Here is a 25,149-nt window from a genome sequence, read left to right on the forward strand (position 1 = left end):
TAAAAAGGAGGAGAACAGATGAAGAAGAAACAATTAGCAGCAATGGCATTGGCGGCAGTGATGCTGACAGGATGCGGAGGCGGCAGTGCTGCTCCGGATGCCACAAAAGCAGCAGACAGCGGGGCGTCCACGGCGGCAGATGCAGGCAAAAAAGAGGCGGACAGCCAGAAGGCAGAATCCGGTGAAGCCGTCACCATCACCCTGGTGGAGTCCCTTACCAGCCCTGAGAGGACAGCTGTTCTGAGGGAGATTGCGGACAAGTATCAGGCTGAGCACTCAAATATTACCATTGACATTATTTCCCCGCCGCTGGAGAATGCAGATGCCAAGATTACCCAGATGCTTATGAACGGCAGCGGCGCAGACATCGTGGAGGTGCGTGATTCCACTGTGACCCAGTATGCCACCAATGAATGGATTGCCGATCTTCAGAAGTACATTGACGCGTGGGATGAGAAGGGCACACTGACTGAATCGGCTGACGAGGTAATTCATTATCTCAAGGGAGGCGCTTACCTGATTCCTTACGGATTCTATCAGAGAGGACTGTTCTACCGCGCAGACTGGTTTGAGGAGAAAGGGCTTGACCAGCCGGAGACATGGCAGGACATCTATGATGCAGGCCTTGCCATCACAGACCCGGCTAACAGCAGATTCGGCTACTCCTTCCGCGGCGGCCCCAGCGGCTATCAGTATGCGGATACCATTTACTGGAGCTGGATTGGTACGGATAAGGTGGCAGATCCCAATGCGGCTTACTTCTTAAAGGATGGGGACGGAGCTACTATCTTTACACTGCCCGAGGTAAAGGAGGCGCTGCATTTCTACAAAGACCTGTTTAAGAACACCTGTCCCACGGACTCCATTGCGTGGGGATTCTCAGAGATGGTTCAGGGCTTTGTGGGCGGTACCACAGCCATGCTGATTCAGGATCCGGAAGTAATCGCTACCTGTTCCGCAGACATGCAGGATGACCAGTGGGCGCTGGTTCCATTCCCCAAGGGACCGTCCGGCCAGGCAGTATTCCCCAACGGCTTCGCAGGCTGGGGTATGACATCCTTTACAGAACATCCGGATGAGACCGCGGATTTCCTGCTGTACTTATCTAATTCCGAGAATAACACATACTTTGCCAAGAACTACTCCACAATCCCGATTCACAACAACGCTGCTGAAAAGGATCCTTATTTCTCCGAGGGACGTTTTGCAATGTATATGGATATGGCAAAGGAGCCGGATGTATACCGTCATGCTGCATATCCGCAGATGTACGAGGCATTTGCAACCTACAAGACAGAGGTTGATACCATGTACCAGAAATACCTGACGGATGAAATCACGGATGATGAGCTGTTGCAGTGGTTAGATGAGTTCTGGACCCAGGCTTACAAGGATGAGGGCCAGAAGTGGTAAGGCCGGATTGACCAGAGAACGAATGAAACACAAGCAGTAAGAACCGGAGGGTGCCGGGAGCGGGGGACCTGCTCCCGGCACTTCCGGATACAGAGCTGTGCGCGCCGTGCCGGGGAAGCCGGCACACGCAGCCGGCAAGGAGGGGATGGCATGAAACAAACGTCGAAATTAAAAATGAGGAGAGCCCGGTTTATCTTTATCATGGTTCTTCCTGCCATACTGTTTCCCATGATATTTACCTACTATCCGATGATAAAGGGGTCCCTGATGGCATTCCAGAGCTACAATCTGATGAATGTCAAGAATATCAAGTGGGTGGGTCTGGAAAATTTCAGTAAGCTGTTTGCCCACAACACCAGCAATACCTTCTATTCCACCATGCTCAACACGGTTAAATGGGTGGGAATCTCCCTGTTTGTCCAGTTTACGGTGGGATTTGCCATGGCATTGCTTCTGAAGAAGAAATTTAAGGGTTCCAGCCTTTATCAGGGGCTGATTTTCTTTCCATGGGCTGTTTCGGGATTTATTATCGGCATCATGTGGCGCTGGATGTTCAACGGAACCTCAGGGGTTATCAATGACCTGCTCATGAGGATACATTTAATCAGCCAGCCGGTGGGATGGCTGGCCAGCAAGAACACGGCCCTTTACTCCTGTATCATAGCCAATATATGGTACGGAATTCCATTTTTTACTATTATGATTACGGCAGCCTTAAGAGGCGTGTCGGAAGACCTGTATGAAGCAGCGGATGTGGACGGCGCCAGCCCGTACCAGAAGTTTACCAACATCACGGTGCCCTGTATTCGTTCCGTGCTGCTTTTGACGGTGCTGCTGCGGGTTATCTGGATCTTCAATTTCCCGGATTTGATTTACTCCATGACCCAGGGCGGGCCTGCGGGGTCCTCCAACATCATTACGTCCTACATGATGCAGCTGGTCCAGAGTCTGGATTACGGCCTGGCGTCAGCGGTGGGCGTGCTGTGTATCCTGTTCCTCATTGTATTTGCAGCCATTTATCTGGTTGCCACCAAGTATACGGACGAGGAGGCATGATATCATGACAATGAAAACTAAGAGAAGGCTTAAAAGCCTGTTAAAATATTTGGTACTGGCATGTTTCCTTGTGCTGACCATGTTTCCCTTTGTGTGGATGCTTCTCACATCCTTAAAAGGGTCCCAGGGGGAAATCTATGCGTTTCCGGTACGGTATCTGCCCAATCCTGCGTCCGCGGTCAACTATGTGGCCATGCTGTGGAAGGGGAATTTCGGCCGGTATATGCTTAACTCCTTTTTCTCCTCGGCAGTGGCAGCCACCTGCGCGGTGTTTATTGCCATACTGGCCAGTTATGTCATAAGCAGGTTCCATTTCCGGTTTAAGAACGTACTTCTGCTGTTTTTCCTGGTCACCCAGATGATTCCCATGTTTATCATGCTGGCGCCCTTATACCAGCTTCTGGCAAAGGCGAAGATGCTCAACGACCTGCGCAGCCTGGCCATGCTCTACACGAATATGATGATTCCCTTCTCCGTGGTGACATTGTGCGGCTTTTTTGACAGCGTGCCAAAATCCCTGGAGGAGGCTGCCTGGATAGACGGATGCGGCTATTTTAAGGCATTGTTTAAGGTGGTGGTGCCGGTTATCATGCCCGGTATAGCGGCAACATTTATTTTTGCGTTTATCAACTCTTGGAATGAACTTTTTATGGCTGTCATGTTTATAGATGTGGATAAGTTCAAGACCATACCGGTGGGACTTAACGGCCTGATTCTTAAATATGATATCAAATGGGGCGAGATGGCAGCAGGAACCATCATGTCCCTGGTACCTACCATGTGTCTATTTGCCTTTGCCCAGAAATATATGATAGAAGGGCTTACGGCGGGTTCGGTTAAAGGTTAAGCGTGCTGTCCTGCATAGGAACCGGCCGGGGCCGGCGGACAGATATCAAATTTGTCCGCCGGCCCCGGCTTTTCCCGTGGTAACATAAGGACACAGATGATTTGGTCCGGGATAAGGAGGAAGAAGATGAGCATATTATTTGAACTGGAGCGGATGGAGCGTCTGGCGGAGGATCTGGACCGGCTTCGCAGGCCGGTGAGGATTCCGGTCAGCTGTTATAAGCGGATGGAAGGAAAGGAAAAAGGCAGTCCCTGGTGCAGCACCCTGGATTGGGAGGACTGTTCCATAGAAGAACCATGGGCGTGTCTGGACAGCCACAGGTGGTACAGGACAACGGTTGAGATACCGCCACATCTGGACGGGGCCCATGTGGAATTCCTGATCACCACGGGAAGGGAAGGACAGTGGGATGCCACCAATCCCCAGATGCTGTTTTATCTGAACGGAAATATTGTCCAGGGAGTAGATGTAAACCACAGGGAAATTTTAATAAGTTCCGGGGCCAAAGCAGGAGAGCGGTATGATATTGCCATTCTGGCCTACAGCGGCAGCGTGCCGGGAGACCTGATAATCCGCACGGAGCTGGTCCGGGTGGATGACGCGGTGGAAAAAGCTTACTATGATTTTCTGGTGCCGGTACAGGCAGCCAGGCTTCTTAAAAAACCGGATGAGGAAAATTACAGGCGGATTCTGGTAAAGCTGGGGCCGGCTGCTGATGCCCTGGATTTAAGGGAGCCGTATTCATCCCGGTTCTACCAATCCATAGAGGAGATGGAGAGAATCGTGGAAAAGGAATTTTACCAGAAGGTGAATGCAGCCTCGCCTGTGGTAAGCGCAATCGGCCATACCCACATTGACATTGCGTGGCTGTGGACCGTGGAACAGACCAGGGAGAAGGCTGTGCGGAGCTTTTCCACGGTACTGGAGCTGATGGACCGGTATCCGGATTACAAATTCATGTCCAGCCAGCCCATTCTGTACCAGTTTGTAAAGGAACAGGAACCAGAACTTTATGAGTGCATCCGGGAGCGGGTCAGGGAAGGGCGATGGGAGACAGACGGCGCCATGTGGCTGGAGTCGGACTGCAACCTGCCCGCAGGGGAATCACTGGTGCGTCAAATCATAAAGGGAGAGCAGTTTTTCCAGGAGGAATTCGGCATTTCCAGCAGGTGTCTGTGGCTGCCGGATGTATTTGGCTATTCCGCCGCCATACCGCAGATACTGAAAAAGTGCGGAATTCCCTATTTCCTGACAACTAAGATTGCCTGGAACCAGTTTAACCAGCTGCCCAACGATACCTTCATGTGGAAGGGAATCGACGGCAGCAGGGTGTTTGTATTCATGCCTACTGCCTGCGACTTTGATAAGACTCTGGGATTAAATGTGTCATTTACCGACACCAGGAACACCACCACATACACGGGCATTGTCAATCCCAATATGACGCTGGGAACCTTCAAGCGGTTCCAGAACAGGGACCTGACAGAGGACACGTTAATGCTCTTTGGATTTGGCGACGGGGGAGGCGGACCCACAAAGGAAATGTTAGAGGAGGCAAAGCGTCTGCAGTACGGGCTTCCGGGCATTCCCAGACTGGTCCAGGAAAATGAACGGACCTTTTTTGACCGGATTCATCACGACATTGGGTCCAGACCGGACATGCCGGTATGGGATGGGGAGCTTTACTTTGAGTACCACAGGGGTACGCTGACCTCTATGGGAAAAAACAAACGCTATAACCGGAAAAGCGAGCAGATGTACGAACAGCTGGAGACTCTGGGAGTCATGGCGGAGCTTAAGGGTTTGGAATATCCTGCCGGCGTCATAAAAAGGGGGTGGGATATCATCCTGTTAAACCAGTTCCATGACATTATTCCCGGAAGCGCCATCGGGCCTGTCTATGAACAGACGGACCGGGAATATGAGGAAATACTTAAATCCGGCGCAGAGACAGCCCTTCATCTGGCAGAAGGCATGGGAAGCAGGATCTGCGGTCAGGATAAGGATACCAGCCGGGAGGAGCCGGAAGAACAAAAACCGGAAGAACATAAGATTATTGTTTTCAATACACAGGGATATGAGCGGGAGGACACGGTAACAGTGTCCGGTGTGGCCCGGGGGGAGGCGGCATATGCCTGCGACTGCCTGGGATACAGGGCTCCGGTCCAGTATGTGGGGGAGGATACGCTTATATTCCACGCAAAGGGGATTCCTTCCTGCGGTTATGCTGTGTACAGCCTTGTGGGGGCAGAGGATAGTGTGAACCAGGGAACGTCCGGGTCTGCCAAAGAACATCCTGTGCTCGCCGCAGAACACCCCGGGCCTGACCCGGAACCATCCGGATTTGACGCAGAATGCCCGCGCCCATGGCCCGGCTTCTTTGAAAATGACTGGTACAGGGCTGCGTTTAATGATAAGATGGAGCTTGTTTCCCTGGTTGAAAAGGAGACAGGCTGCCAGCTGTTAAAAGAGGGGCGTGTGGGAAACCAGCTCCTGACCTTTGAGGACCGCCCCATGAACTGGGACAATTGGGATGTGGATATGTTTTATCAGAGAAAGCCGTACAATGCAGACCATGTGACAGCGCCGGTTTTAAAGGAGTGGGGGCCGGTGCGGACGGTGATGTCCATCTCTCACCGGTTTGCGGGCTCCCTTGTGGAGCAGGATATCGTGTTCTACCCCAATCTGCCCAGAATCGACTTTGTGACCCGGGCAGACTGGAGAGATCATCATGTTCTGCTGAGGGTTTATTTCCCGGCCCGGATTAACGCCACCAAGGCCGCCTATGAGATACAGTTCGGCAATGTGGAACGGGAGACCACCAGCAACCACAGCTGGGATACGGCCAAATTTGAGGTATGTGCCCATAAATGGGCGGATCTGTCGGAAAACGGCCTGGGACTCAGCCTGCTTAACGACTGTAAATACGGACACAGCATCAAGGACGGGGAAATGGGGCTGACCCTGATTAAATCAGGGACCTATCCCAATGAGAACGCGGATATAGGCTTCCATGAATTTACCTATTCCATTTATCCCCACAAGGGAAGGTGGCAGGAAGCCAGAACCGTGGAAATGGCCTATGACCTGAATTCGCCCCTGGTATCCGCCCTGGTGCCCGCCAAAGGAGCAGGAGGGTTCTGGAGCATGGTGTCCGTGGACCAGCCGGACTGTTTTGTGGAAATGATGAAAAAGGCGGAGAATGGGAATGGATATATCCTGCGTATCTATGAAAACCGCAATACAAGGACGCCTATGACGGTAAAACTTGGATTTGAAATTTCCCGGGTGGAGGAATGTGATTTGCTGGAAAGGCCACTGAGGCCCATTGAGACAGATGGATACAGGTTTAAGGATTTCATAAAACCCTATGAGATTAAGACATACCGCATCTGTCCCGTCCGTGCGTAAGGTCCCGGATAATCAGGAATCGGAATGTAAGGGAGGATTCACATGGAAGAACAGAGGGCATGGTGGAAAGAATGCGTGGTGTATCAGATTTACCCCAGAAGCTTCCAGGACAGCAACGGTGACGGCATCGGCGACCTGAACGGTATCAGGAGCCGCCTGGATTACCTTAAGGATCTGGGAATTGATGTAATATGGCTCTCCCCGGTGTATCAGTCGCCGGGGGATGACAATGGTTATGATATCAGCGATTATAAGGCTGTCATGGATGTGTTCGGCACCATGGAGGACTTCGACAGGCTTCTGGCAGAGATACATGAAAAAGGGATGAAGCTGGTAATGGACCTGGTTGTGAACCATACATCGGATGAACACGCCTGGTTTGTAAAGAGCCGCCGTTCTCCTGATAATCCCTACAGGGATTACTATATATGGAAGGCTCCTGTCAGCGGAGGCCCGCCCAATAACTGGGCATCCCGCTTCCGCGGGCCGGCCTGGGAATACGATGAAGGGACCGGCATGTATTACCTTCATATTTATTCCAGGAAGCAGCCTGACCTGAACTGGGAAAATCCCCGGGTACGGCAGGAAATATATGATATGATGGCCTGGTGGGGAGACAAGGGGATTGACGGTTTCAGAATGGATGTGATATCCATGCTGTCCAAGGACCAGCGCTTTCCAGACGGGGTGTTGAAAGAGGGAAATCCCTATGGCGATGGTCTGCCCTATTATGCCAATGGCCCCAGAATACATGAATTCTTACAGGAGATGAACCGGGAGGTCCTGTCCCGGTTTGACTGGATGAGCGTGGGAGAGGGCGTGGGTGTGGGAACCAGGGAGGCAGTGCAGTATGCGGGATATGAGTCCCATGAGCTGAACATGATGTTCCATTTTGAACATGTGGAACTGAATCCCGGGCCATTTGGAAAATGGAATGACAACCCGGTCTGTCTGAGAGAGCTGAAGGAAGTGCTGAACAGGTGGCAGACAGAACTGGAGGGAAAGGCCTGGAACAGCCTGTTTTGGGAGAATCACGATTATCCCAGGGCGGTGTCCCGCTTTGGCAATGACAGCCCCGTGTTCTGGGAACTGTCCGCCAAAATGCTGGCAGTCTGTCTCTATATGATGAAGGGGACGCCCTATATTTACCAGGGACAGGAGTTGGGAATGACCAATTTTCAGGGCAGCAGCATAGAGGACTTCCAGGATATAGAAATTCATAATGTATACCGTGAGATGGTGGGCAGCGGGCGCATTTCCCATGAGGAGATGATACGCTACATCAACCATATGGGACGGGACAATGCAAGGACGCCCATGCAGTGGGATGATACGGCCCAGGCAGGATTCACAGAGGGGACGCCCTGGCTTGGGGTAAATCCCAATTATACCTGGCTCAATGCAAGGGAGCAGGCCGGACGCGGTGATTCCGTCCTGTCCTTCTATAAGCAGCTGATAAAGTTAAGGCATACCATGGATATCCTGGTGTATGGGACTTACCGGCTGCTGCTGGAGGAAAGCGGGTCCGTTTATGCATATGAAAGAACACTGGGGGATGAGCGCCTGACGGTACTGTGCAATTTTACGGACCAGACACAGAGTTGCGGTCTTTCCTGCCGGGACCTGGGAACAGATAACGTACTTATCGGCAATTACCCGGACCAGAGCGGCACGTTCCGGGGAAACGGCCCGGCCCTGCATGAAGAGGAGGATATCTGCCTCAGACCCTATGAAGCCATTGTGCTTACGCAATAATTGCTGGAGGATTCTATATGGGCATTATATACGAAGAAAAATCAAGGCAGTTCCATCTGTACAACGATAAAATCAGTTATATCATGACATGCCTTCCCAACGGTCAGCTGGGGCAGCTCTACTATGGGAAACGGCTGCGGCACAGGGAGAGCTTCGGCCATCTGCTGGAGTTTGCGCACAGGGATATGGCGCCCTGTGTCTATGAGGATGACACCACATTTTCACTGGAGCATATCAGACAGGAATATCCGGCCTTTGGAACCGGGGATATGCGGTATCCGGCTTATGGAATCAGAAGGGAAAATGGAAGCAGGGTCAGCTGTTTTGTATACAAAAGCCACACCATCCAAGGGGGAAAACCGGAATTGCCGGGCCTGCCTGCCGTTTATGTGGAGCAGGATGAGGAGGCACAGACACTGGAGCTATATCTGGAGGATCCTGTGGCAGGTATGGAACTGGTGCTTCTCTATACAATCTATGAAAACATGCCTGTGCTTACCCGCAGCGCCCGGTTTATCTGCCGCGGTCCGGAGCCGGTCTGCCTGGAGCGGGCCATGAGCCTGAGTCTGGACCTGCCGGATCCGCGTTACCAGATGGTTGATTTGACCGGGGCCTGGTGCAGGGAACGCTATGTGGACTGCCATGGACTTCACCGGGGAGTTCAGAGCATACACAGCATGAGGGGACACAGCAGCCACCAGTTCAATCCGTTCATCTGCCTGAAACGGCCTGATGCCGGGGAGGACAGCGGTGAGGTAATAGGCATCAGCCTTGTATACAGCGGTAATTTCCTGGCCCAGGCAGAGGTGGATACCATGGATACGGTCCGGGTGACCATGGGAATCCATCCGGAGGGATTTGACTGGCCCCTTTGTTCGGGGGAGGAATTCCAGACGCCCGAGGCAGTGATGGTATATTCAGGGGACGGCTTAAACGGCATGAGTCAGGCGTTCCACCAGCTCTACAGGACCAGGCTTGCCAGGGGGTATTGGAGGGACAGGGAAAGGCCCATCCTGATTAATAACTGGGAAGCCACATACATGGATTTTGACGAGGAAAAGATTCTCTCCATTGCAGACAAGGCAAGGGAGCTGGGCATAGAGCTGTTCGTGCTGGATGACGGGTGGTTTGGAAAGCGGGACGATGACACCACTTCCCTGGGGGACTGGTATCCCAACCTGCATAAGCTGCCCGATGGGATAACAGGGCTGGCAGGTAAAATCAGGGACATGGGAATGAAATTCGGCCTGTGGTTCGAGCCTGAGATGGTCAGCAGGGACAGCTGTCTTTACCGCGCCCACCCGGATTGGATGTTAGGGAGTACGGACCGGCCGGTGTGTACGGGGAGACACCAGTATGTGCTGGATTTTTCAAAGGACCAGGTGGTGGAATACATAGGGGACAGAATGGAGGAGATACTGGGGGACGGCGGTGTGTCTTATGTGAAGTGGGATATGAACCGTAGTATTTCCGACCTGTTTTCAGCGGGCCGGGATGCGCGGTACCAGGGAACCGTGTACCACAGGCAGATACTGGGAGTCTATAAACTGTATGAGCGGCTCACCAGGGATTTCCCCCATGTTCTGTTTGAATCCTGCGCCAGCGGCGGCGCCAGGTTTGACCCGGGCATCCTGTATTACGCTCCCCAGGGCTGGGTTTCCGATGACACAGACGGGGTGGAGCGCGTGAAAATCCAGTACGGAACCAGCCTGGTATATCCGGTCAGCTCCATGGGAAGCCATGTTTCCGCCATACCCAACCACCAGACCCAGAGGAATGTTCCCCTGGCTTCCAGGGCAGCGGCAGCCTTTTTTGGTACCTTTGGGTATGAACTGGATCTGAACCTGCTTACAGAGGAGGAGCAGTACCAGGTAAAGGAACAGATACGGTTCATGAAGGAACACAGGAAACTGATTCAGCAGGGAAGGTTCTACCGGCTTATAAGTCCCTTTGAGGGAAATGAGGCTGCCTGGATTGTGGTATCGGAAGACGAAAACAAGGCCATTGCAGCTTATTTCCGGTTCCTGCAGCCTGTGAATACCGGTTTTAAGCGGCTGGTGCTAAAGGGACTGAATCCGGGGACCATGTACCGGGTCAGCGGAATGGACTATACCTCGTACGGGGATGAACTAATGAGTGCGGGGCTGATTCTTTCGGATGGGGCCAGCGGCGTACGGACCAGTCCGGTGCCCCAGGGAGATTATCTGTCCCGGTTATTTTTGGTGGAGGCACAGCCTTGACAAAAACCTCCGGGCAGGTTATACTTAACAGGCAGTTTTCAGCAGATATCCATGCAGGCATTTGCTGATACATCTGCGTATGTACGGCCTAATATGTCATAAAGTTTCCACGCAGCCGGGGAGATAGCGGTGCCCTGTACCTGCAATCCGCTCCAGCAGGGGTGATACCTTGCCTCGGGCTGTTTGCTGCGAAGCTGCCTTGTGTAAGTGGCGTTGACGTCTGGGTCTTACGCAACGGGAATCCGTGAACCGTGTCAGGGCAGGAATGCAGCAGCACTAAGCGGAACCTCCCGTGTGCCGTGAGGCAGCCTGGATTGAGTTAACTGCATGAGTAACGTTCGTGGCAGCAGCACAAAGCAAGGTGCGTGGAATTTAAAAATGGGATATAAATCTGAGGATACGTCACTGTATCACCGGATTTATGTCCCATTTGTATTTCTGCACGGCGCGTTTCCCCGGAGCCGGCCGGCTGCCCGGATTCTGCGGCTGGCCGGCTGGCCTGCATGAGGCTGCCCGGTTGGCCGAATTTATACTTGCCCCGATAACACCTTTGCGTTATAATTACAAAATGGGTATAATAGAACCATTCCCAGGAAACATAACAGAAAGTGAAGAAACTCTATAAGGAGGAAGTGCAATATGAGAAGGATTGGGATGCTGACCAGCGGCGGAGACTGCCAGGCACTGAATGCCACTATGAGAGGTGTGGCAAAGTCCTTATATAACATGTTTGATGACGTGGAAATAATTGGATTTGAAGACGGATATAAAGGACTTATGTATGCAGACTATCAGATCATGAAATCATCAGATTTCTCAGGGATTCTCACCCAGGGCGGTACCATTCTCGGAACTTCTCGCCAGCCTTTCAAGCTCATGCGCACTCCTGATGAGAATGGACTGGATAAGGTGGAGGCCATGAAGCACACCTACAAAAAGCTGAAGCTCAGCTGCCTTGTCGTGCTGGGCGGGAACGGCAGCCAGAAAACAGCCAACATGCTAAGCGAAGAGGGACTTAACGTGGTATCCCTTCCCAAGACCATTGACAATGACCTGTGGGGAACGGATATGACATTTGGGTTCCAGAGCGCGGTGGATGTTGCCACCAATGCCATTGACTGTATCCATACCACGGCTGCGTCCCACGGGCGGGTGTTCATCGTGGAGGTCATGGGACATAAGGTGGGCTGGCTGACCCTGTATGCAGGTCTTGCAGGCGGGGCGGACATTATACTTCTTCCGGAGATACCATATGATATCAATATTGTGTGCGATGCCCTGACCAAGCGGTCCAAGGCAGGCAAGCGATTCTCCATCCTGGCAGTGGCCGAAGGCGCCATTTCCAGGGAAGATGCCAAGATGAGCAAGAAGGAACTGAAGGAAAAGAAGAAAAGCGGAGTGGTATATCCGTCTGTGGCCTATGAAATCGGGGCCAAGATACAGGAAGTCATCGGCAGCGAGGTTAGGGTTACGGTTCCCGGCCATATGCAGCGAGGCGGTGAGCCATGCTCCTATGACCGCGTGCTGGCCACCAGGCTGGGCGCTGCGGCAGCCAGGCTGATTGCCCAGGAGCAGTATGGCTACATGGTGGCGGTGAAAAACAACGACATCACCCAGGTGCCTCTCTCCGAGGTTGCAGGAAGACTTAAGACGGTGGACCCGGAGTGTTCCATGATTAAGGAAGCCAAGATGGTGGGCATCAGCTTTGGCGATGAATAACAGCATAATAATCAAAATAAAGGTTATTTTAGAAATAAATTTATATAAACAAGATAGAATAACAGGAGTTGCCTAATATGTCATATACGGCGTTATACCGCAAATGGCGTCCGGTTTCCTTTGAGGATGTAAAAGGCCAGGACCCGATTGTGCAGACACTGAAAAACCAAATAACGTCGGAGCGAATCGGCCATGCTTACCTGTTCTGCGGTACCAGGGGAACAGGTAAGACCAGTATAGCCAAGATATTTGCCAGGGCAGTGAACTGCGAACATCCGGTGGACGGGAGTCCCTGCAATGAGTGTCCCACCTGCAGGTCCATTCAGTCGGGTTCCTCCATGAACGTGGTGGAAATAGATGCCGCGTCCAACAACGGTGTGGAGAACATACGTGATATAAGGGAACAGGTGCAGTATCCTCCCACAGAGGGACGCTACAGGGTCTATATTATTGACGAGGTCCATATGCTTTCCATAGGCGCCTTTAACGCTCTGTTAAAAACACTGGAGGAACCTCCCTCCTATGTGATTTTCATACTGGCCACCACCGAAGTGCATAAGATTCCCATTACGATTCTGTCCCGCTGCCAGCGCTATGATTTTAAACGCATATCCTTAGAGACCATAGCAAACCGCCTGAGGGAGCTGACTCAGGCAGAGCAGATACAGGTGGAGGACAAGGCGCTTCTCTATGTGGCAAAGGCGGCCGACGGTTCCCTCAGGGATGCCTTAAGCCTTTTGGACCAGTGTGTGGCTTTTCATTACGGGAAGGTGCTGACCTATGACAATGCCCTGGAGGTGTTGGGGGCAGTGGATTCCGGTGTGTTCAGCCAGATGTTCGGCGCTATTGTGGAGGGCAGGACAAAAGACTGCATATGCAGCCTGGAGGAGATTGTGATTCAGGGCCGTGAATTGGGCCAGTTTGTCACCGATTTTATATGGTATATGAGAAACCTTCTTTTAATCCAGAGCGCGGACGACGCAGAGGGTCTGGTGGATATGTCGGAGGAGAATTTAAAGCAGCTGAGAAGCGATGCGGGCAAGACAGACGGAACCACGCTGATGCGGTATATCCGTATCTTTTCCGAATTGTCCAACCAGCTGCGCTATGCCAGCCAGAAGCGGGTGCTGGTGGAAGTGGCGCTTATCAAGCTGACGCGTCCTTCCATGGAGCCAAACCTGGATGCCATCCTGCAGCGGTTGGGAGATCTGGAAGCCCAGATGGAGGATTTGGAGGCAGGGCGCATGGCCATCCCCATGGCAGCTGTTTATCAGGAGGCAGGCAGCGCGCCTGCCGGACAGGCGCCCCGGACCGGAGCCGGACCGGGGGCGGATGGGGGAACAGTACCCCAGGCAGCTGCGCCGTATGCTCCGGGACTTCAGGCAGATCCCGGGGCTGCACCCGAAAAGGTGGCTCTTCCCCAGGCCCAGCTGGAAGACCTGAAGCTGGTGAGAAACGAATGGGCCAAGATAGTCCGCAGCATGGGAGGCGGCGCCAGGTCGTATCTGCGGGACACTGTGGTGGAGCCTGGGGGAGAAGGCTGCCTGACCATCGTGTTTATGGATCCCATGAACTACGATATGGGTAAGCGGCCCACTGTGATAGGGGAACTGGAGCGCTATGTGGAAGCTAATTTCGGCAGGTCCATTTACTTTAAGACAAGGTTGGCCGGCCGTGGGGAGCGCCTTAATACGATTTATGTGACCCAGGAAGAATTGGAAGAAAAGATTCATATGGATATTACATATGAAGATGAATAATATAAAGATGAATAAGTGGAAATAATAGGAGGATAATACACCATGGCAAAACGTGGCGGATTTCCAGGCGGAATGCCTGGCAACATGAATAATCTTATGAAGCAGGCGCAGCGTATGCAGCGCCAGATGGAGGAGACCACCAAGGAGCTTGAAAATAAAGAATACACGGCTGCTTCCGGCGGCGGTGCGGTCAGTGTGACCGTGTCCGGCAAAAAAGAAGTGGTATCTGTTAAGCTGTCTCCCGACGTGGTGGACCCGGACGATATCGAGATGTTAGAGGACCTGATTGTGGCAGCCACCAATGAGGCATTCCGCCAGATGGAGGCTGAGAGCAGCGAGGCCATGTCCAAGCTGACAGGCGGCTTAGGCGGAGCACTGGGCGGAGGTTTTCCCTTCTAATGGATTATTACAGCAGTCAGATTACCAAGTTAATAGAGGAACTGTCCAAGCTCCCCGGAGTTGGGGCCAAGTCGGCCCAGCGCCTGGCATTTCACATTATCAACATGCCGAAGGAGCAGGTGGAGGAGCTGGCGGGAGCCATGACAGGCGCCAGGAATAACGTGCGCTATTGTAAGGAATGCTTCACCTTGACGGACAAGGAATTGTGCCCTATCTGCAGCAGTGACAGGCGGAATCATAAGACCATTATGGTGGTGGAGAATACCAGGGATTTGGCTGCTTATGAGAAAACTGGCAAATACGATGGGGTTTATCATGTGCTGCATGGCGCCATTTCTCCTATGCTGGGGATTGGCCCGGGGGATATAAAGCTGAAGGAATTGATGCAGAGGCTCCAGTCGGATGTAGAGGAAGTCATCATTGCGACCAATTCCAGCCTGGAAGGCGAGACCACAGCTATGTACATAAGCAAGCTGATAAAGCCTACAGGGATTAAAGTGACCAGAATTGCCAGCGGAGTACCCGTTGGCGGAGATTTGGAATACATAGACGAAGTAACACTTCTTCGGGCATTGGAAGGCAGGACGGAACTTTAGACAGCAGATTTCCATACCGGGAACTAGCGATAGGGAGATGCAAAAGATGGATAAATACGAGTTTAACATAAAAGTTGAGCAGATTAAGAAGATGGTAAGCCGCGGGGACTATGAAACGGCCATGAAGATAGCCGATACCATAGACTGGCGCAGAGTGAGGAATGTAAACATTCTGTCCATGGTGGCAACCATCTATGAGAAGAACGAAGAGTACCAGGAGGCCAAGGATATTCTGCTGCTGGCATTTGAGCGGGCGCCCATAGGAAAGCGCCTGCTGTTCAAGCTGGCGGAGCTGGCTATCAAGGAGGGCAGTTTCCAGGAGGCAGAGGATTACTACAGGGAGTTTTGTGATCTGGCGCCGGATGATCCCAGACAGTATATCCTGCGCTACCTGATTCTGGGAGCTAAGGGAGCGCCCGCGGAGCAGTTGATTCATACCCTGGAACAGTACTGCAACATTGAACTGGATGAAAAATGGATCTATGAGCTGGCAGAGCTGTATGCGGAGGCTGGTATGGGAGAACTCTGCATCATGACCTGCGATAAGATTATGCTTATGTTCGGCCTTGGGAAATATGTGGAGAAGGCCATGGAGCTTAAGATACAGTTTGCGCCTCTGACAAAGTACCAGATGGATCTGGTGGAAAACAGGGATAAGTATGAGGCCCGTCTCAAGGCAGTGGAGCAGGAGTACCGCGCCGGAAAAAGGCCTGCGGATTATGAACCCGTGCCCGAGAAGAAAACGGAAGTCTCTCCCCAGTCCTACATGGCCCGCCAGGAGGCTGCTTTTGCAGCGGAGCCCGAAGCGGAGTACCCGGAGGACGGATATTCGGAAAGTGGATACGCAGAAGGCGGGTATCAGGAGGACGGATACGCAGAAGACGGATACGCGGAAGACGGATACCCAAATGATGGGTATGCAGAGGACGGATATCCGGAAAGCGGGTATGCGGAAGACGGATATACGGAGGAGAGATACACAGAACGCGGGTATCGGAATGACCGGTATGCCCAGAATGAGTATCAGAATGACAGATATACAGAAGCAGGATACCCGGAGGACGATTATTCAGAGCGTGATTATCAGAAAAGCGGATATCAGGCAGAGGCATATCAGGAAGATTCCTATACGGATGAAGATGGTTCTGAGGAGGTATATGCACGGCAGGGCCGTTACGGAAATGAATATCCGGACCAGAATGTGCAGGAAGATACGCAGGACGGCGCCGAGGCCGGGTATCCGGAGGAACACCACGGGATTGCTGTTGGGGCAGAGGAACCATATGAGGATGAGGGCGCACACACCCGGGTTACCATAGAGTCTGAGGATTCGGATGAAGGAGAGGAACCGCTAAAGGAGCCACAGTCCCAGTGGATGCCGGATAAGCCCCGGATTCTGTCAGATGAAGCCGTGCGGGCGAGAATGCATGAGGCGGAGGTTCAGGCAAATCTGGCAAAGGAGATGTCCAGGATATCAGACGAACGTCACAGGCCGGAGACAACATCTGCCCAGACACGTGTATTGACCGATATAAAGGATTTGGGGAGAGAGTCATCTGTCCAGGAATCCCATCATTTCATGATAGAAGCCGAGTATTCCAGTTCAGGTCTGGACCAGGCCATTGAACTTCTTAAGAAGATTCATAAGGAGACAGGGGCTAAGAACCAGGCCGCCAAGATAACAGGGGAAAAGCTTAACAGCAAAGGTGTATTTGCCATTGCGGACAAGTTAACAGGCAAGGACCTGATTATTGAACAGGCGGGCGCCATGGAGGAATCCACCCTCCAGGAGCTGAACCAGCTGATGGCCAGGGATGAGACCGGTATGAATGTAGTCCTTATAGACGTGGCGGGTAACCTGGCCCGTATCCATAAGGTATATCCGGGATTGGCCAAACGGTTTGAATATGTAGGGAAGATGGGGCCGGAAGAGGTTGCTTATGTGGCGCCGGAAGGAGATGACCGCCCTGTACGTCCTGTGCAGCTTCGGAAGACGGAAGAGGCGGCTGCGCCCAGGACAGCTCTGAGACGGACAGAAGAACCGGCTGCGGGCAAGGTTCAGCCGGTAGCGGAACCAGCTGCCATCAGGAGCCTTCCAAAACCAGAGACAGAGCAGAAGCCGGCCGCAGAACGTAAAGCAGGAACAGAACAGAAACCAAAGCCGGAGCGCAGGAAAATGGAAGAGAGCCGCCCGGAGCCGGCTGCCCCCAGGGAAGAACATAAAGAAGTCTCCCTTAAGGCGGCGGAAACCCCGCCGGTTCTGCCTCAGCCGGAAGAACCGGATTATGATGACCAGCAGGAGATGGATATTGATGAATTTGCCCAGTATGCATGTCAATATGCCAGCGATATTGACTGCAGCATATCAGGAAAGAGCATGCTGGCCCTCTATGAGCGCATTGAAATTATGGAGGAAGACGGCGTACCCCTTACAAAGGTAAATGCTGAGGACCTGATAGAGGAAGCTGCTGATAAAGCGGAGAATCCATCCTTCATAAAGCGGATAACAGGAATATTCTCGTCCAAGTATGACAGGGACGGTCTTCTGATATTGAAAGAGGAGCATTTTATATGATGACCATAGGTTTGATTGCACTGGATCTTGACGGCACCCTGCTGGACAGCCAGAAAAACCTGTCAGAGCGCAACCGCAGGGCACTGGAGCGCTGCGCCCGTATGGGCATACAGATTGTACCGACCACAGGCAGGGCAGTGGATGGTATCACGCAGGAAGTACGGTCTCTGCCGGGAGTCAACTATGCCATATCCACCAACGGCGGAACAGTAGCGGACCTTGTTAAGGGAACCAGTCTGAAGCGGTGTACACTATCCAATGCAAAGGCATTGGAAGTCATGGACATCGTTAAAAGGTACAGGGCGATGTATGATCCGTATATAGACGGAAGAGGGATTTCCCAGCCTGAGTTCATCGGACATATGGAAGACTTCGGCCTGAGTCCTGTGATTCAGAAGATGGTGCTCTCTACCAGGGATGTTGTTCCCAATATCCTGAATTACGTAACAGAATGTAAGAAGGATGTGGAGAAAGTCAACGTATATCTGGCTGATGTGAATGACATAGTTCCGCTGCGAAAAGAGCTATCAGCTGTAGAAGGCATTGTCATCAGTTCATCCCTGTATAATAATCTGGAAATCAATGCTCTGGGAGCCACAAAGGGTATTGCGCTTATGTGGCTGGCAGATTATCTTGGGATTGCCCCTGAGGCCACCATGGCATTTGGCGATGGGGAAAATGATCTCTCCATGCTGGAAGCAGCCGGAGTGGGCATTGCCATGGGAAATGGACTGGACATAGCTAAAAACGCCGCAGATCAGATTACGCTGACAAATGATGAGGATGGAGTTGCGGACGCCATAGAACGCCTGATATTCAACTAAAAGAAAGACTGAAATTATATGGACATGATATTAGAACATTGGCTGTCTGCCGGTGCAGGAGTTTTTCTCATTGGTATGGTGCTGTATGGACATTACAGGGGAGCGCTGAAGCAGTGCGTATCCCTGGGAGCGCTGATACTTACCATTGTGTTGGTGAAGATTGCCACTCCGTATATGACGGATTTTATCAAGGATAATCCGTCCATACGCCAGAGCGCGGCAGAGGCCATACTGGATGCAGCTGGCTGGGAGGAACCATCCGCGGAAAACACGGAGCTTCCGGCAGCGCAGCGCATTGCCATTGAGAACCTGAATCTTCCCCAATCCGTTAAGGAAACACTGCTTGAAAACAATAACAGCGAGTTTTATCATATGCTGGGAGTGGACCAGTTTGCTGAATATGTCAGCACATATTTGGCCGACATTCTCATCAATGCAGTTAGTTCCATCATCCTGTTTGCAGTGGTCTATATTCTGATTCATCTGGTGGTGCGGTGGCTGGATCTTATAGCGCGGCTGCCTATATTGTATGGATTGAATCATATAGCAGGTGCAGTACTGGGATTAATCCAGGGACTTCTGTTTCTCTGGATTGGCTGTTTTTTGGTGGGAATTTTTTCCGCCACACCTTTGGGAATGACATTGGAGGAACAGATCAACGCAAGTACCTGGCTGCGGTTTTTATATCAGTACAATCTGATTAACATTGTACTGGGCGGTATTATCCGGGGTATTCTATAGAAGAAAAAATATAATTGTTCCTTTAATATATATAATTAAAACAAATCGCTGGGAGGGGATGGAAACATCTGTAAGCAGCGATTTTTTTATTAACCACAAAATATAGAAATATACAGAAAAAATAAGCACATTTAGTGGTGCGAAAATAAAGTTGAAAATTGTATAAAAAAATGGAACAAATTCCCTTGACAAGTTGATAAAGTAGTGATATATTAAAGGTCCACCGCGAAAAACGGTAGGACAACTCGAAAAAATGAGTTAAAAAAGTTGTTGACAAACAGTAACAGATATGGTAATATATAAAAGTTGCTGCTAAGACAGACAACAAAAAAGAAATAAAAAAAGTTGTTGACAAACAGTTGCAAATGTGATAAACTATCAAAGTTGCTGCTGAGGCAGCCGACAACAAAGAACCTTGATAATTGAAGATTAGACAGTATGTAAAACCCTGAAAATTCTAAAAACAAAAGGTCTGGTTTAGGCCTTTGGATTTGAGAAAATTCAGAACAAAACCAAGTAATGAAGGTTAAAGATAACTAGCCAAGCTAAGTAGTCTGAAACCTGGAATCAACTTTTAAACATGAGAGTTTGATCCTGGCTCAGGATGAACGCTGGCGGCGTGCCTAACACATGCAAGTCGAACGAAGCAATTGAAGGAAGTTTTCGGATGGAATTCGATTGACTGAGTGGCGGACGGGTGAGTAACGCGTGGATAACCTGCCTCACACTGGGGGATAACAGTTAGAAATGACTGCTAATACCGCATAAGCGCACAGTACCGCATGGTACGGTGTGAAAAACTCCGGTGGTGTGAGATGGATCCGCGTCTGATTAGCCAGTTGGCGGGGTAACGGCCCACCAAAGCGACGATCAGTAGCCGACCTGAGAGGGTGACCGGCCACATTGGGACTGAGACACGGCCCAAACTCCTACGGGAGGCAGCAGTGGGGAATATTGCACAATGGGCGAAAGCCTGATGCAGCGACGCCGCGTGAGTGAAGAAGTATTTCGGTATGTAAAGCTCTATCAGCAGGGAAGAAAATGACGGTACCTGACTAAGAAGCCCCGGCTAACTACGTGCCAGCAGCCGCGGTAATACGTAGGGGGCAAGCGTTATCCGGATTTACTGGGTGTAAAGGGAGCGTAGACGGCGAAGCAAGTCTGAAGTGAAAACCCAGGGCTCAACCCTGGGACTGCTTTGGAAACTGTTTTGCTAGAGTGTCGGAGAGGTAAGTGGAATTCCTAGTGTAGCGGTGAAATGCGTAGATATTAGGAGGAACACCAGTGGCGAAGGCGGCTTACTGGACGATAACTGACGTTGAGGCTCGAAAGCGTGGGGAGCAAACAGGATTAGATACCCTGGTAGTCCACGCCGTAAACGATGAATGCTAGGTGTTGGGGGGCAAAGCCCTTCGGTGCCGTCGCAAACGCAGTAAGCATTCCACCTGGGGAGTACGTTCGCAAGAATGAAACTCAAAGGAATTGACGGGGACCCGCACAAGCGGTGGAGCATGTGGTTTAATTCGAAGCAACGCGAAGAACCTTACCAAGTCTTGACATCCTCTTGACCGGCGTGTAACGGCGCCTTCCCTTCGGGGCAAGAGAGACAGGTGGTGCATGGTTGTCGTCAGCTCGTGTCGTGAGATGTTGGGTTAAGTCCCGCAACGAGCGCAACCCTTATCCTTAGTAGCCAGCAGGTAGAGCTGGGCACTCTAGGGAGACTGCCAGGGATAACCTGGAGGAAGGTGGGGATGACGTCAAATCATCATGCCCCTTATGATTTGGGCTACACACGTGCTACAATGGCGTAAACAAAGGGAAGCAAGGCAGTGATGTGGAGCAAATCCCAAAAATAACGTCCCAGTTCGGACTGTAGTCTGCAACCCGACTACACGAAGCTGGAATCGCTAGTAATCGCGAATCAGAATGTCGCGGTGAATACGTTCCCGGGTCTTGTACACACCGCCCGTCACACCATGGGAGTCAGCAACGCCCGAAGTCAGTGACCCAACTCGCAAGAGAGGGAGCTGCCGAAGGCGGGGCAGGTAACTGGGGTGAAGTCGTAACAAGGTAGCCGTATCGGAAGGTGCGGCTGGATCACCTCCTTTCTAAGGAAGAAGAAGTAAGGGTTTTATATACTGTTTAGTGTTCAATTAAGAGGACACAAAGAATTTCCGGTGGCGATGCGCTTAGGGGAAACACCCGTACCCATCCCGAACACGATGGTTAAGACCTAAGCGGCCGATGGTACTATGCTGGAGACGGCATGGGAGAGCAGGTGGCTGCCGGATTTTAACCGGGCTTATAGCTCAGCCGGTTAGAGCGCACGCCTGATAAGCGTGAGGTCGGTGGTTCGAGTCCACTTAAGCCCACTAGTCTGTATCAGACAGACATCATAATTTAATAGGGATTGCCTCTGAAAGAAGAGGGAAGACCCACATCCTATGGGGGTGTAGCTCAGTTGGGAGAGCACCTGCCTTGCAAGCAGGGGGTCAAGAGTTCGAATCTCTCCATCTCCATTTGCTGAAGTGACCAAAGGGAAGACGCTTATGCTGGAATCTCAGAGGAAACGGAAGCATATCATACGTACCTTGAAAACCGCATATTGAATAAAAATGAATTGTATATTCTAAATCAGAATATCAAGACATCCGAGGCCATACAAGAGATTGTATGGAAAAAACAAACTTGTAAATGCGAAAGCATTTATGAAAACCTAGAACCAAAGCGTCCAACGCTATGGACGTTTAGAGGACCCGCAGCAACCCGCGGCGGGAAATCATTTGGTTAAGCTATAAAGAGCGCAGGGTGGATGCCTTGGCACTAAGAGCCGATGAAAGACGTGATAAGCTGCGAAAAGCTTCGGGGAGGAGCAAATATCCTTTGATCCGGAGATATCTGAATGGGGAAACCCGGCTGAGCAAACCTCAGTCACTGCATGGTGAATCCATAGCCATGCAGAGGGAACCCGGTGAACTGAAACATCTAAGTAGCCGGAGGAAGAGAAAGAAACATCGATTCCCAAAGTAGCGGCGAGCGAAATGGGAAGAGCCCAAACCAGCGTGCGTGCATGCTGGGGTTATGGACTGCAAACGTGAACCGATTTGTTAGTGGAACTGTCTGGGAAGTCAGGCCAGAGAGGGTGAAAGCCCCGTACACGAAAGCAATAGGAAGCAGCAGGATCCAGAGTACCACGAGACACGAGAAACCTTGTGGGAAGTCGGAGGGACCACCCTCCAAGGCTAAATACTCCTTAGTGACCGATAGCGCATAGTACTGTGAAGGAAAGGTGAAAAGGACCCCGGGAGGGGAGTGAAAAAGAACCTGAAACCCTGTGTTTACAAGCTGTGGAAGCACGTTAAGGTGCGACCGCGTACTTTTTGTAGAACGGTCCGGCGAGTTGCCGGTACTGGCAAGGTTAAGAGCTTAAGGCTCGGAGCCGAAGGGAAACCAAGTCTCAAATGGGCGTCAAGTCAGTACAGGCAGACCCGAAACCGGGTGACCTATCCATGTCCAGGTTGAAGCGGAAGTAAAATTCCGTGGAGGACCGGATCCACATCCGTTGAAAAGGGTGGGAATGAGGTGTGGATAGGGGAGAAATTCCAATCGAACCCGGAGATAGCTGGTTCTCCTCGAAATAGCTTTAGGGCTAGCCTCATATTAGTTTAGCGGAGGTAGAGCACTGAATTCCTAAGGGGGCGTCAAAGCTTACCAAGGGATATCAAACTCCGAATGCCGCATAAATGATGTATGGGAGTCAGACTGCACGAGATAAGTTGGGTAGTCAAAAGGGAAAGAGCCCAGACCTACAGCTAAGGTCCCAAAGTGTGTGTTAAGTGGAAAAGGATGTGGGATTTCAAAGACAACTAGGATGTTGGCTCAGAAGCAGCCACACATTCAAAGAGTGCGTAATAGCTCACTAGTCGAGAGGTCCTGCGCCGAAAATGTCCGGGGCTGAAACACAACACCGAAGCTTAGGAATGTATGTAAGTACATTGGTAGAGGAGCATTCTTAGTGCGGAGAAGCGGTACCGATAAGGAGCCGTGGAGCGTTAAGAAGAGAGAATGCCGGAATGAGTAGCGAGATGGAGGTGGGAATCCTCCAGGCCGAATATCCAAGGTTTCCAGAGTAAAGCTGATCTGCTCTGGGTAAGTCGGGGCCTAAGGCGAGGCTGAGAGGCGTAGTCGATGGACAACAGGTTGAAATTCCTGTACCATGTATCATCAGAACTGTGGGGACACAGAAGGACAACACATCCCGGGAATGGGAATACCGGGGCAAGCGAGGTAGGAGTACGGTTGGCAAATCCGCCGTGCAATCCGAAGACGTGACGCGCAGCGAACTAAAGTAGCGAAGTGTGTGATTCCGGCTGTCAAGAAAAGCCGCTATTGTGTGATACATGCCCGTACCGTAAACCGACACAGGTAGATGAGGAGAGAATCCTAAGGCCGGCGGGAGAAGCATTGTTAAGGAACTCGGCAAAATGACCCCGTAACTTCGGGAGAAGGGGTGCCACAGAGATGTGGCCGCAGAGAATAGGCTCAAGCAACTGTTTAGCAAAAACACAGGTCTATGCAAAACCGTAAGGTGAGGTATATGGGCTGACGCCTGCCCGGTGCTGGAAGGTTAAGAGGAGAGGTTAGCGCAAGCGAAGCTTTGAATTTAAGCCCCAGTAAACGGCGGCCGTAACTATAACGGTCCTAAGGTAGCGAAATTCCTTGTCGGGTAAGTTCCGACCCGCACGAAAGGCGTAATGATTTGAGCGCTGTCTCAACAATGCACCCGGTGAAATTGAAATACCAGTGAAGATGCTGGTTACCTGCGCCAGGACGGAAAGACCCCATGGAGCTTTACTCCAGTTTGATACTGGGATTCGGTATTGCATGTACAGGATAGGTGGGAGGCTTTGAAACATGGACGCCAGTCTGTGTGGAGCCAATGTTGGGATACCACCCTTGCGATATTGGGTTTCTAACCTGCGCCCGTGACCCGGGCGGGGGACAATGTCAGGCGGGGAGTTTGACTGGGGCGGTCGCCTCCGAAAGGGTATCGGAGGCGCTCAAAGGTTCCCTCAGGATGGTTGGAAACCATCCAAAGAGTGCAAAGGCATAAGGGAGCTTGACTGCGACACCGACGGGTGGAGCAGGTACGAAAGTAGGACTTAGTGATCCGGTGGTATGAAAGTGGGATTGCCATCGCTCAACGGATAAAAGCTACCCTGGGGATAACAGGCTTATCACTCCCAAGAGTTCACATCGACGGAGTGGTTTGGCACCTCGATGTCGGCTCATCGCATCCTGGGGCTGTAGCAGGTCCCAAGGGTTGGGCTGTTCGCCCATTAAAGCGGTACGCGAGCTGGGTTCAGAACGTCGTGAGACAGTTCGGTCCCTATCCGGCGCGGGCGTAGGATATCTGAGAGGAGCTGTCCTTAGTACGAGAGGACCGGGATGGACAGACCGCTGGTGTACCTGTTGGCCTACCAAGGCCATGGCAGGGTAGCCAAGTCTGGACGGGATAAACGCTGAAGGCATCTAAGCGTGAAGCCCCCCTCAAGATGAGATATCCCATCGCGAAAGCGAGTAAGACCCCTTGAAGACGACGAGGTAGATAGGTTAGAGGTGGAAGTGCAGTAATGTACGGAGCTGACTAATACTAATCGGTCGAGGGCTTATCCAGAAGGTTAAGGGAAAAAGGTTTGTGAAACAATCGGAATTCAATATGTGGTTTTGAAGGTATGTATTACCTGCATAATTAATGCAGGTTTTTCATATAATATCTTCAAAAGGTACTTGATGAATTTTTTATTATCATG

Annotated in this window: 13 protein-coding genes, 2 tRNA genes, 3 rRNA genes and 1 other RNA gene; all 19 read left to right on the forward strand. The window is 51.5% G+C overall.

What is annotated here, in order from left to right; genetic code table 11:
• The first annotated feature begins 18 nt into the window (after nucleotides 1–18).
• The 19 genes from CGC65_RS00615 (at nucleotide 19) to CGC65_RS00705 (ending at nucleotide 25,013) form a co-directional block, all read left to right on the forward strand.
• Nucleotides 19–1,413, forward strand: coding sequence for an ABC transporter substrate-binding protein (locus tag CGC65_RS00615; protein WP_002565842.1), 1,395 nt, complete (start codon nucleotides 19–21; stop codon nucleotides 1,411–1,413).
• Nucleotides 1,414–1,563: 150 nt separating this feature from the next.
• Nucleotides 1,564–2,469: a carbohydrate ABC transporter permease gene (locus CGC65_RS00620; RefSeq protein WP_002565843.1), complete on the forward strand. Its 906-nt coding sequence runs from the start codon at nucleotides 1,564–1,566 to the stop codon at nucleotides 2,467–2,469.
• Between the two features lie 4 nt (nucleotides 2,470–2,473).
• Nucleotides 2,474–3,316, forward strand: a complete 843-nt coding sequence (locus tag CGC65_RS00625) for a carbohydrate ABC transporter permease (protein ID WP_002565844.1) — start codon at nucleotides 2,474–2,476, stop codon at nucleotides 3,314–3,316.
• A gap of 126 nt (nucleotides 3,317–3,442) precedes the next feature.
• Nucleotides 3,443–6,727 (forward strand): alpha-mannosidase, encoded by a 3,285-nt coding sequence (locus CGC65_RS00630; RefSeq protein ID WP_002565845.1) that lies wholly within the window; start codon nucleotides 3,443–3,445, stop codon nucleotides 6,725–6,727.
• Between the two features lie 42 nt (nucleotides 6,728–6,769).
• Nucleotides 6,770–8,482, forward strand: a complete 1,713-nt coding sequence (locus CGC65_RS00635) for a glycoside hydrolase family 13 protein (protein ID WP_002565846.1) — start codon at nucleotides 6,770–6,772, stop codon at nucleotides 8,480–8,482.
• 17 nt (nucleotides 8,483–8,499) lie between these two features.
• Entirely contained in the window at nucleotides 8,500–10,722 is a 2,223-nt protein-coding gene (locus tag CGC65_RS00640) for an alpha-galactosidase (protein ID WP_002565847.1), read from the forward strand.
• Between the two features lie 107 nt (nucleotides 10,723–10,829).
• An RNA gene (gene ffs, locus CGC65_RS00645) (signal recognition particle sRNA large type) lies at nucleotides 10,830–11,091 on the forward strand.
• A 270-nt stretch (nucleotides 11,092–11,361) separates the two neighbouring features.
• Nucleotides 11,362–12,441 carry a 6-phosphofructokinase gene (locus CGC65_RS00650; RefSeq protein ID WP_002565848.1) on the forward strand — a complete coding sequence of 360 codons (1,080 nt, stop codon included), beginning with the start codon at nucleotides 11,362–11,364 and terminating at the stop codon, nucleotides 12,439–12,441.
• Between the two features lie 77 nt (nucleotides 12,442–12,518).
• The gene (dnaX, locus tag CGC65_RS00655) at nucleotides 12,519–14,201 is read left to right on the forward strand and encodes a DNA polymerase III subunit gamma/tau (RefSeq protein WP_002565849.1); all 1,683 of its coding nucleotides are present in this window, start codon (nucleotides 12,519–12,521) and stop codon (nucleotides 14,199–14,201) included.
• A gap of 42 nt (nucleotides 14,202–14,243) precedes the next feature.
• Entirely contained in the window at nucleotides 14,244–14,600 is a 357-nt protein-coding gene (locus CGC65_RS00660; protein ID WP_002565850.1) for a YbaB/EbfC family nucleoid-associated protein, read from the forward strand.
• Entirely contained in the window at nucleotides 14,600–15,196 is a 597-nt protein-coding gene (gene recR, locus CGC65_RS00665; protein ID WP_002565851.1) for a recombination mediator RecR, read from the forward strand. Before CGC65_RS00660 ends, recR begins: the two co-directional genes overlap by 1 nt.
• Before the next feature lie 46 nt (nucleotides 15,197–15,242).
• Nucleotides 15,243–17,771, forward strand: a complete 2,529-nt coding sequence (locus tag CGC65_RS00670) for a tetratricopeptide repeat protein (protein WP_002565852.1) — start codon at nucleotides 15,243–15,245, stop codon at nucleotides 17,769–17,771.
• Nucleotides 17,768–18,595 carry a Cof-type HAD-IIB family hydrolase gene (locus tag CGC65_RS00675; RefSeq protein ID WP_002565853.1) on the forward strand — a complete coding sequence of 276 codons (828 nt, stop codon included), beginning with the start codon at nucleotides 17,768–17,770 and terminating at the stop codon, nucleotides 18,593–18,595. The genes CGC65_RS00670 and CGC65_RS00675 overlap by 4 nt, the downstream gene beginning before the upstream one ends.
• A gap of 18 nt (nucleotides 18,596–18,613) precedes the next feature.
• Nucleotides 18,614–19,336, forward strand: a complete 723-nt coding sequence (locus CGC65_RS00680) for a CvpA family protein (RefSeq protein WP_007036336.1) — start codon at nucleotides 18,614–18,616, stop codon at nucleotides 19,334–19,336.
• A 576-nt stretch (nucleotides 19,337–19,912) separates the two neighbouring features.
• Nucleotides 19,913–21,444, forward strand: a 16S ribosomal RNA gene (locus CGC65_RS00685).
• A gap of 65 nt (nucleotides 21,445–21,509) precedes the next feature.
• A 5S ribosomal RNA gene (rrf, locus tag CGC65_RS00690) occupies nucleotides 21,510–21,627 on the forward strand.
• 7 nt (nucleotides 21,628–21,634) lie between these two features.
• Nucleotides 21,635–21,708: transfer RNA gene (locus CGC65_RS00695), tRNA-Ile, on the forward strand.
• A gap of 74 nt (nucleotides 21,709–21,782) precedes the next feature.
• Nucleotides 21,783–21,855, forward strand: a tRNA-Ala gene (locus CGC65_RS00700).
• Nucleotides 21,856–22,121: 266 nt separating this feature from the next.
• A 23S ribosomal RNA gene (locus CGC65_RS00705) occupies nucleotides 22,122–25,013 on the forward strand.
• The 16S, 23S and 5S rRNA genes sit together here with 2 tRNA genes alongside, the layout of an rRNA operon.
• The last annotated feature ends 136 nt before the right edge of the window (nucleotides 25,014–25,149 follow it).

The sequence above is a fragment of the Enterocloster bolteae genome (assembly GCF_002234575.2).
In the GTDB taxonomy this organism is placed as follows: Bacteria; Bacillota; Clostridia; order Lachnospirales; family Lachnospiraceae; genus Enterocloster; species Enterocloster bolteae.

Bases quoted from the DNA above. Each gene is read 5' to 3' on its own strand.
- CGC65_RS00650 (WP_002565848.1), top strand. From the start codon at position 11,362: ATGAGAAGGATTGGGATGCTGACCAGCGGCGGAGACTGCCAGGCACTG.
- CGC65_RS00630 (WP_002565845.1), top strand. From the start codon at position 3,443: ATGAGCATATTATTTGAACTGGAGCGGATGGAGCGTCTGGCGGAGGAT.
- CGC65_RS00615 (WP_002565842.1), top strand. From the start codon at position 19: ATGAAGAAGAAACAATTAGCAGCAATGGCATTGGCGGCAGTGATGCTG.
- CGC65_RS00635 (WP_002565846.1), top strand. From the start codon at position 6,770: ATGGAAGAACAGAGGGCATGGTGGAAAGAATGCGTGGTGTATCAGATT.
- CGC65_RS00625 (WP_002565844.1), top strand. From the start codon at position 2,474: ATGACAATGAAAACTAAGAGAAGGCTTAAAAGCCTGTTAAAATATTTG.
- dnaX (WP_002565849.1), top strand. From the start codon at position 12,519: ATGTCATATACGGCGTTATACCGCAAATGGCGTCCGGTTTCCTTTGAG.
- CGC65_RS00640 (WP_002565847.1), top strand. From the start codon at position 8,500: ATGGGCATTATATACGAAGAAAAATCAAGGCAGTTCCATCTGTACAAC.
- CGC65_RS00620 (WP_002565843.1), top strand. From the start codon at position 1,564: ATGAAACAAACGTCGAAATTAAAAATGAGGAGAGCCCGGTTTATCTTT.
- CGC65_RS00660 (WP_002565850.1), top strand. From the start codon at position 14,244: ATGGCAAAACGTGGCGGATTTCCAGGCGGAATGCCTGGCAACATGAAT.
- recR (WP_002565851.1), top strand. From the start codon at position 14,600: ATGGATTATTACAGCAGTCAGATTACCAAGTTAATAGAGGAACTGTCC.
- CGC65_RS00675 (WP_002565853.1), top strand. From the start codon at position 17,768: ATGATGACCATAGGTTTGATTGCACTGGATCTTGACGGCACCCTGCTG.
- CGC65_RS00680 (WP_007036336.1), top strand. From the start codon at position 18,614: ATGGACATGATATTAGAACATTGGCTGTCTGCCGGTGCAGGAGTTTTT.
- CGC65_RS00670 (WP_002565852.1), top strand. From the start codon at position 15,243: ATGGATAAATACGAGTTTAACATAAAAGTTGAGCAGATTAAGAAGATG.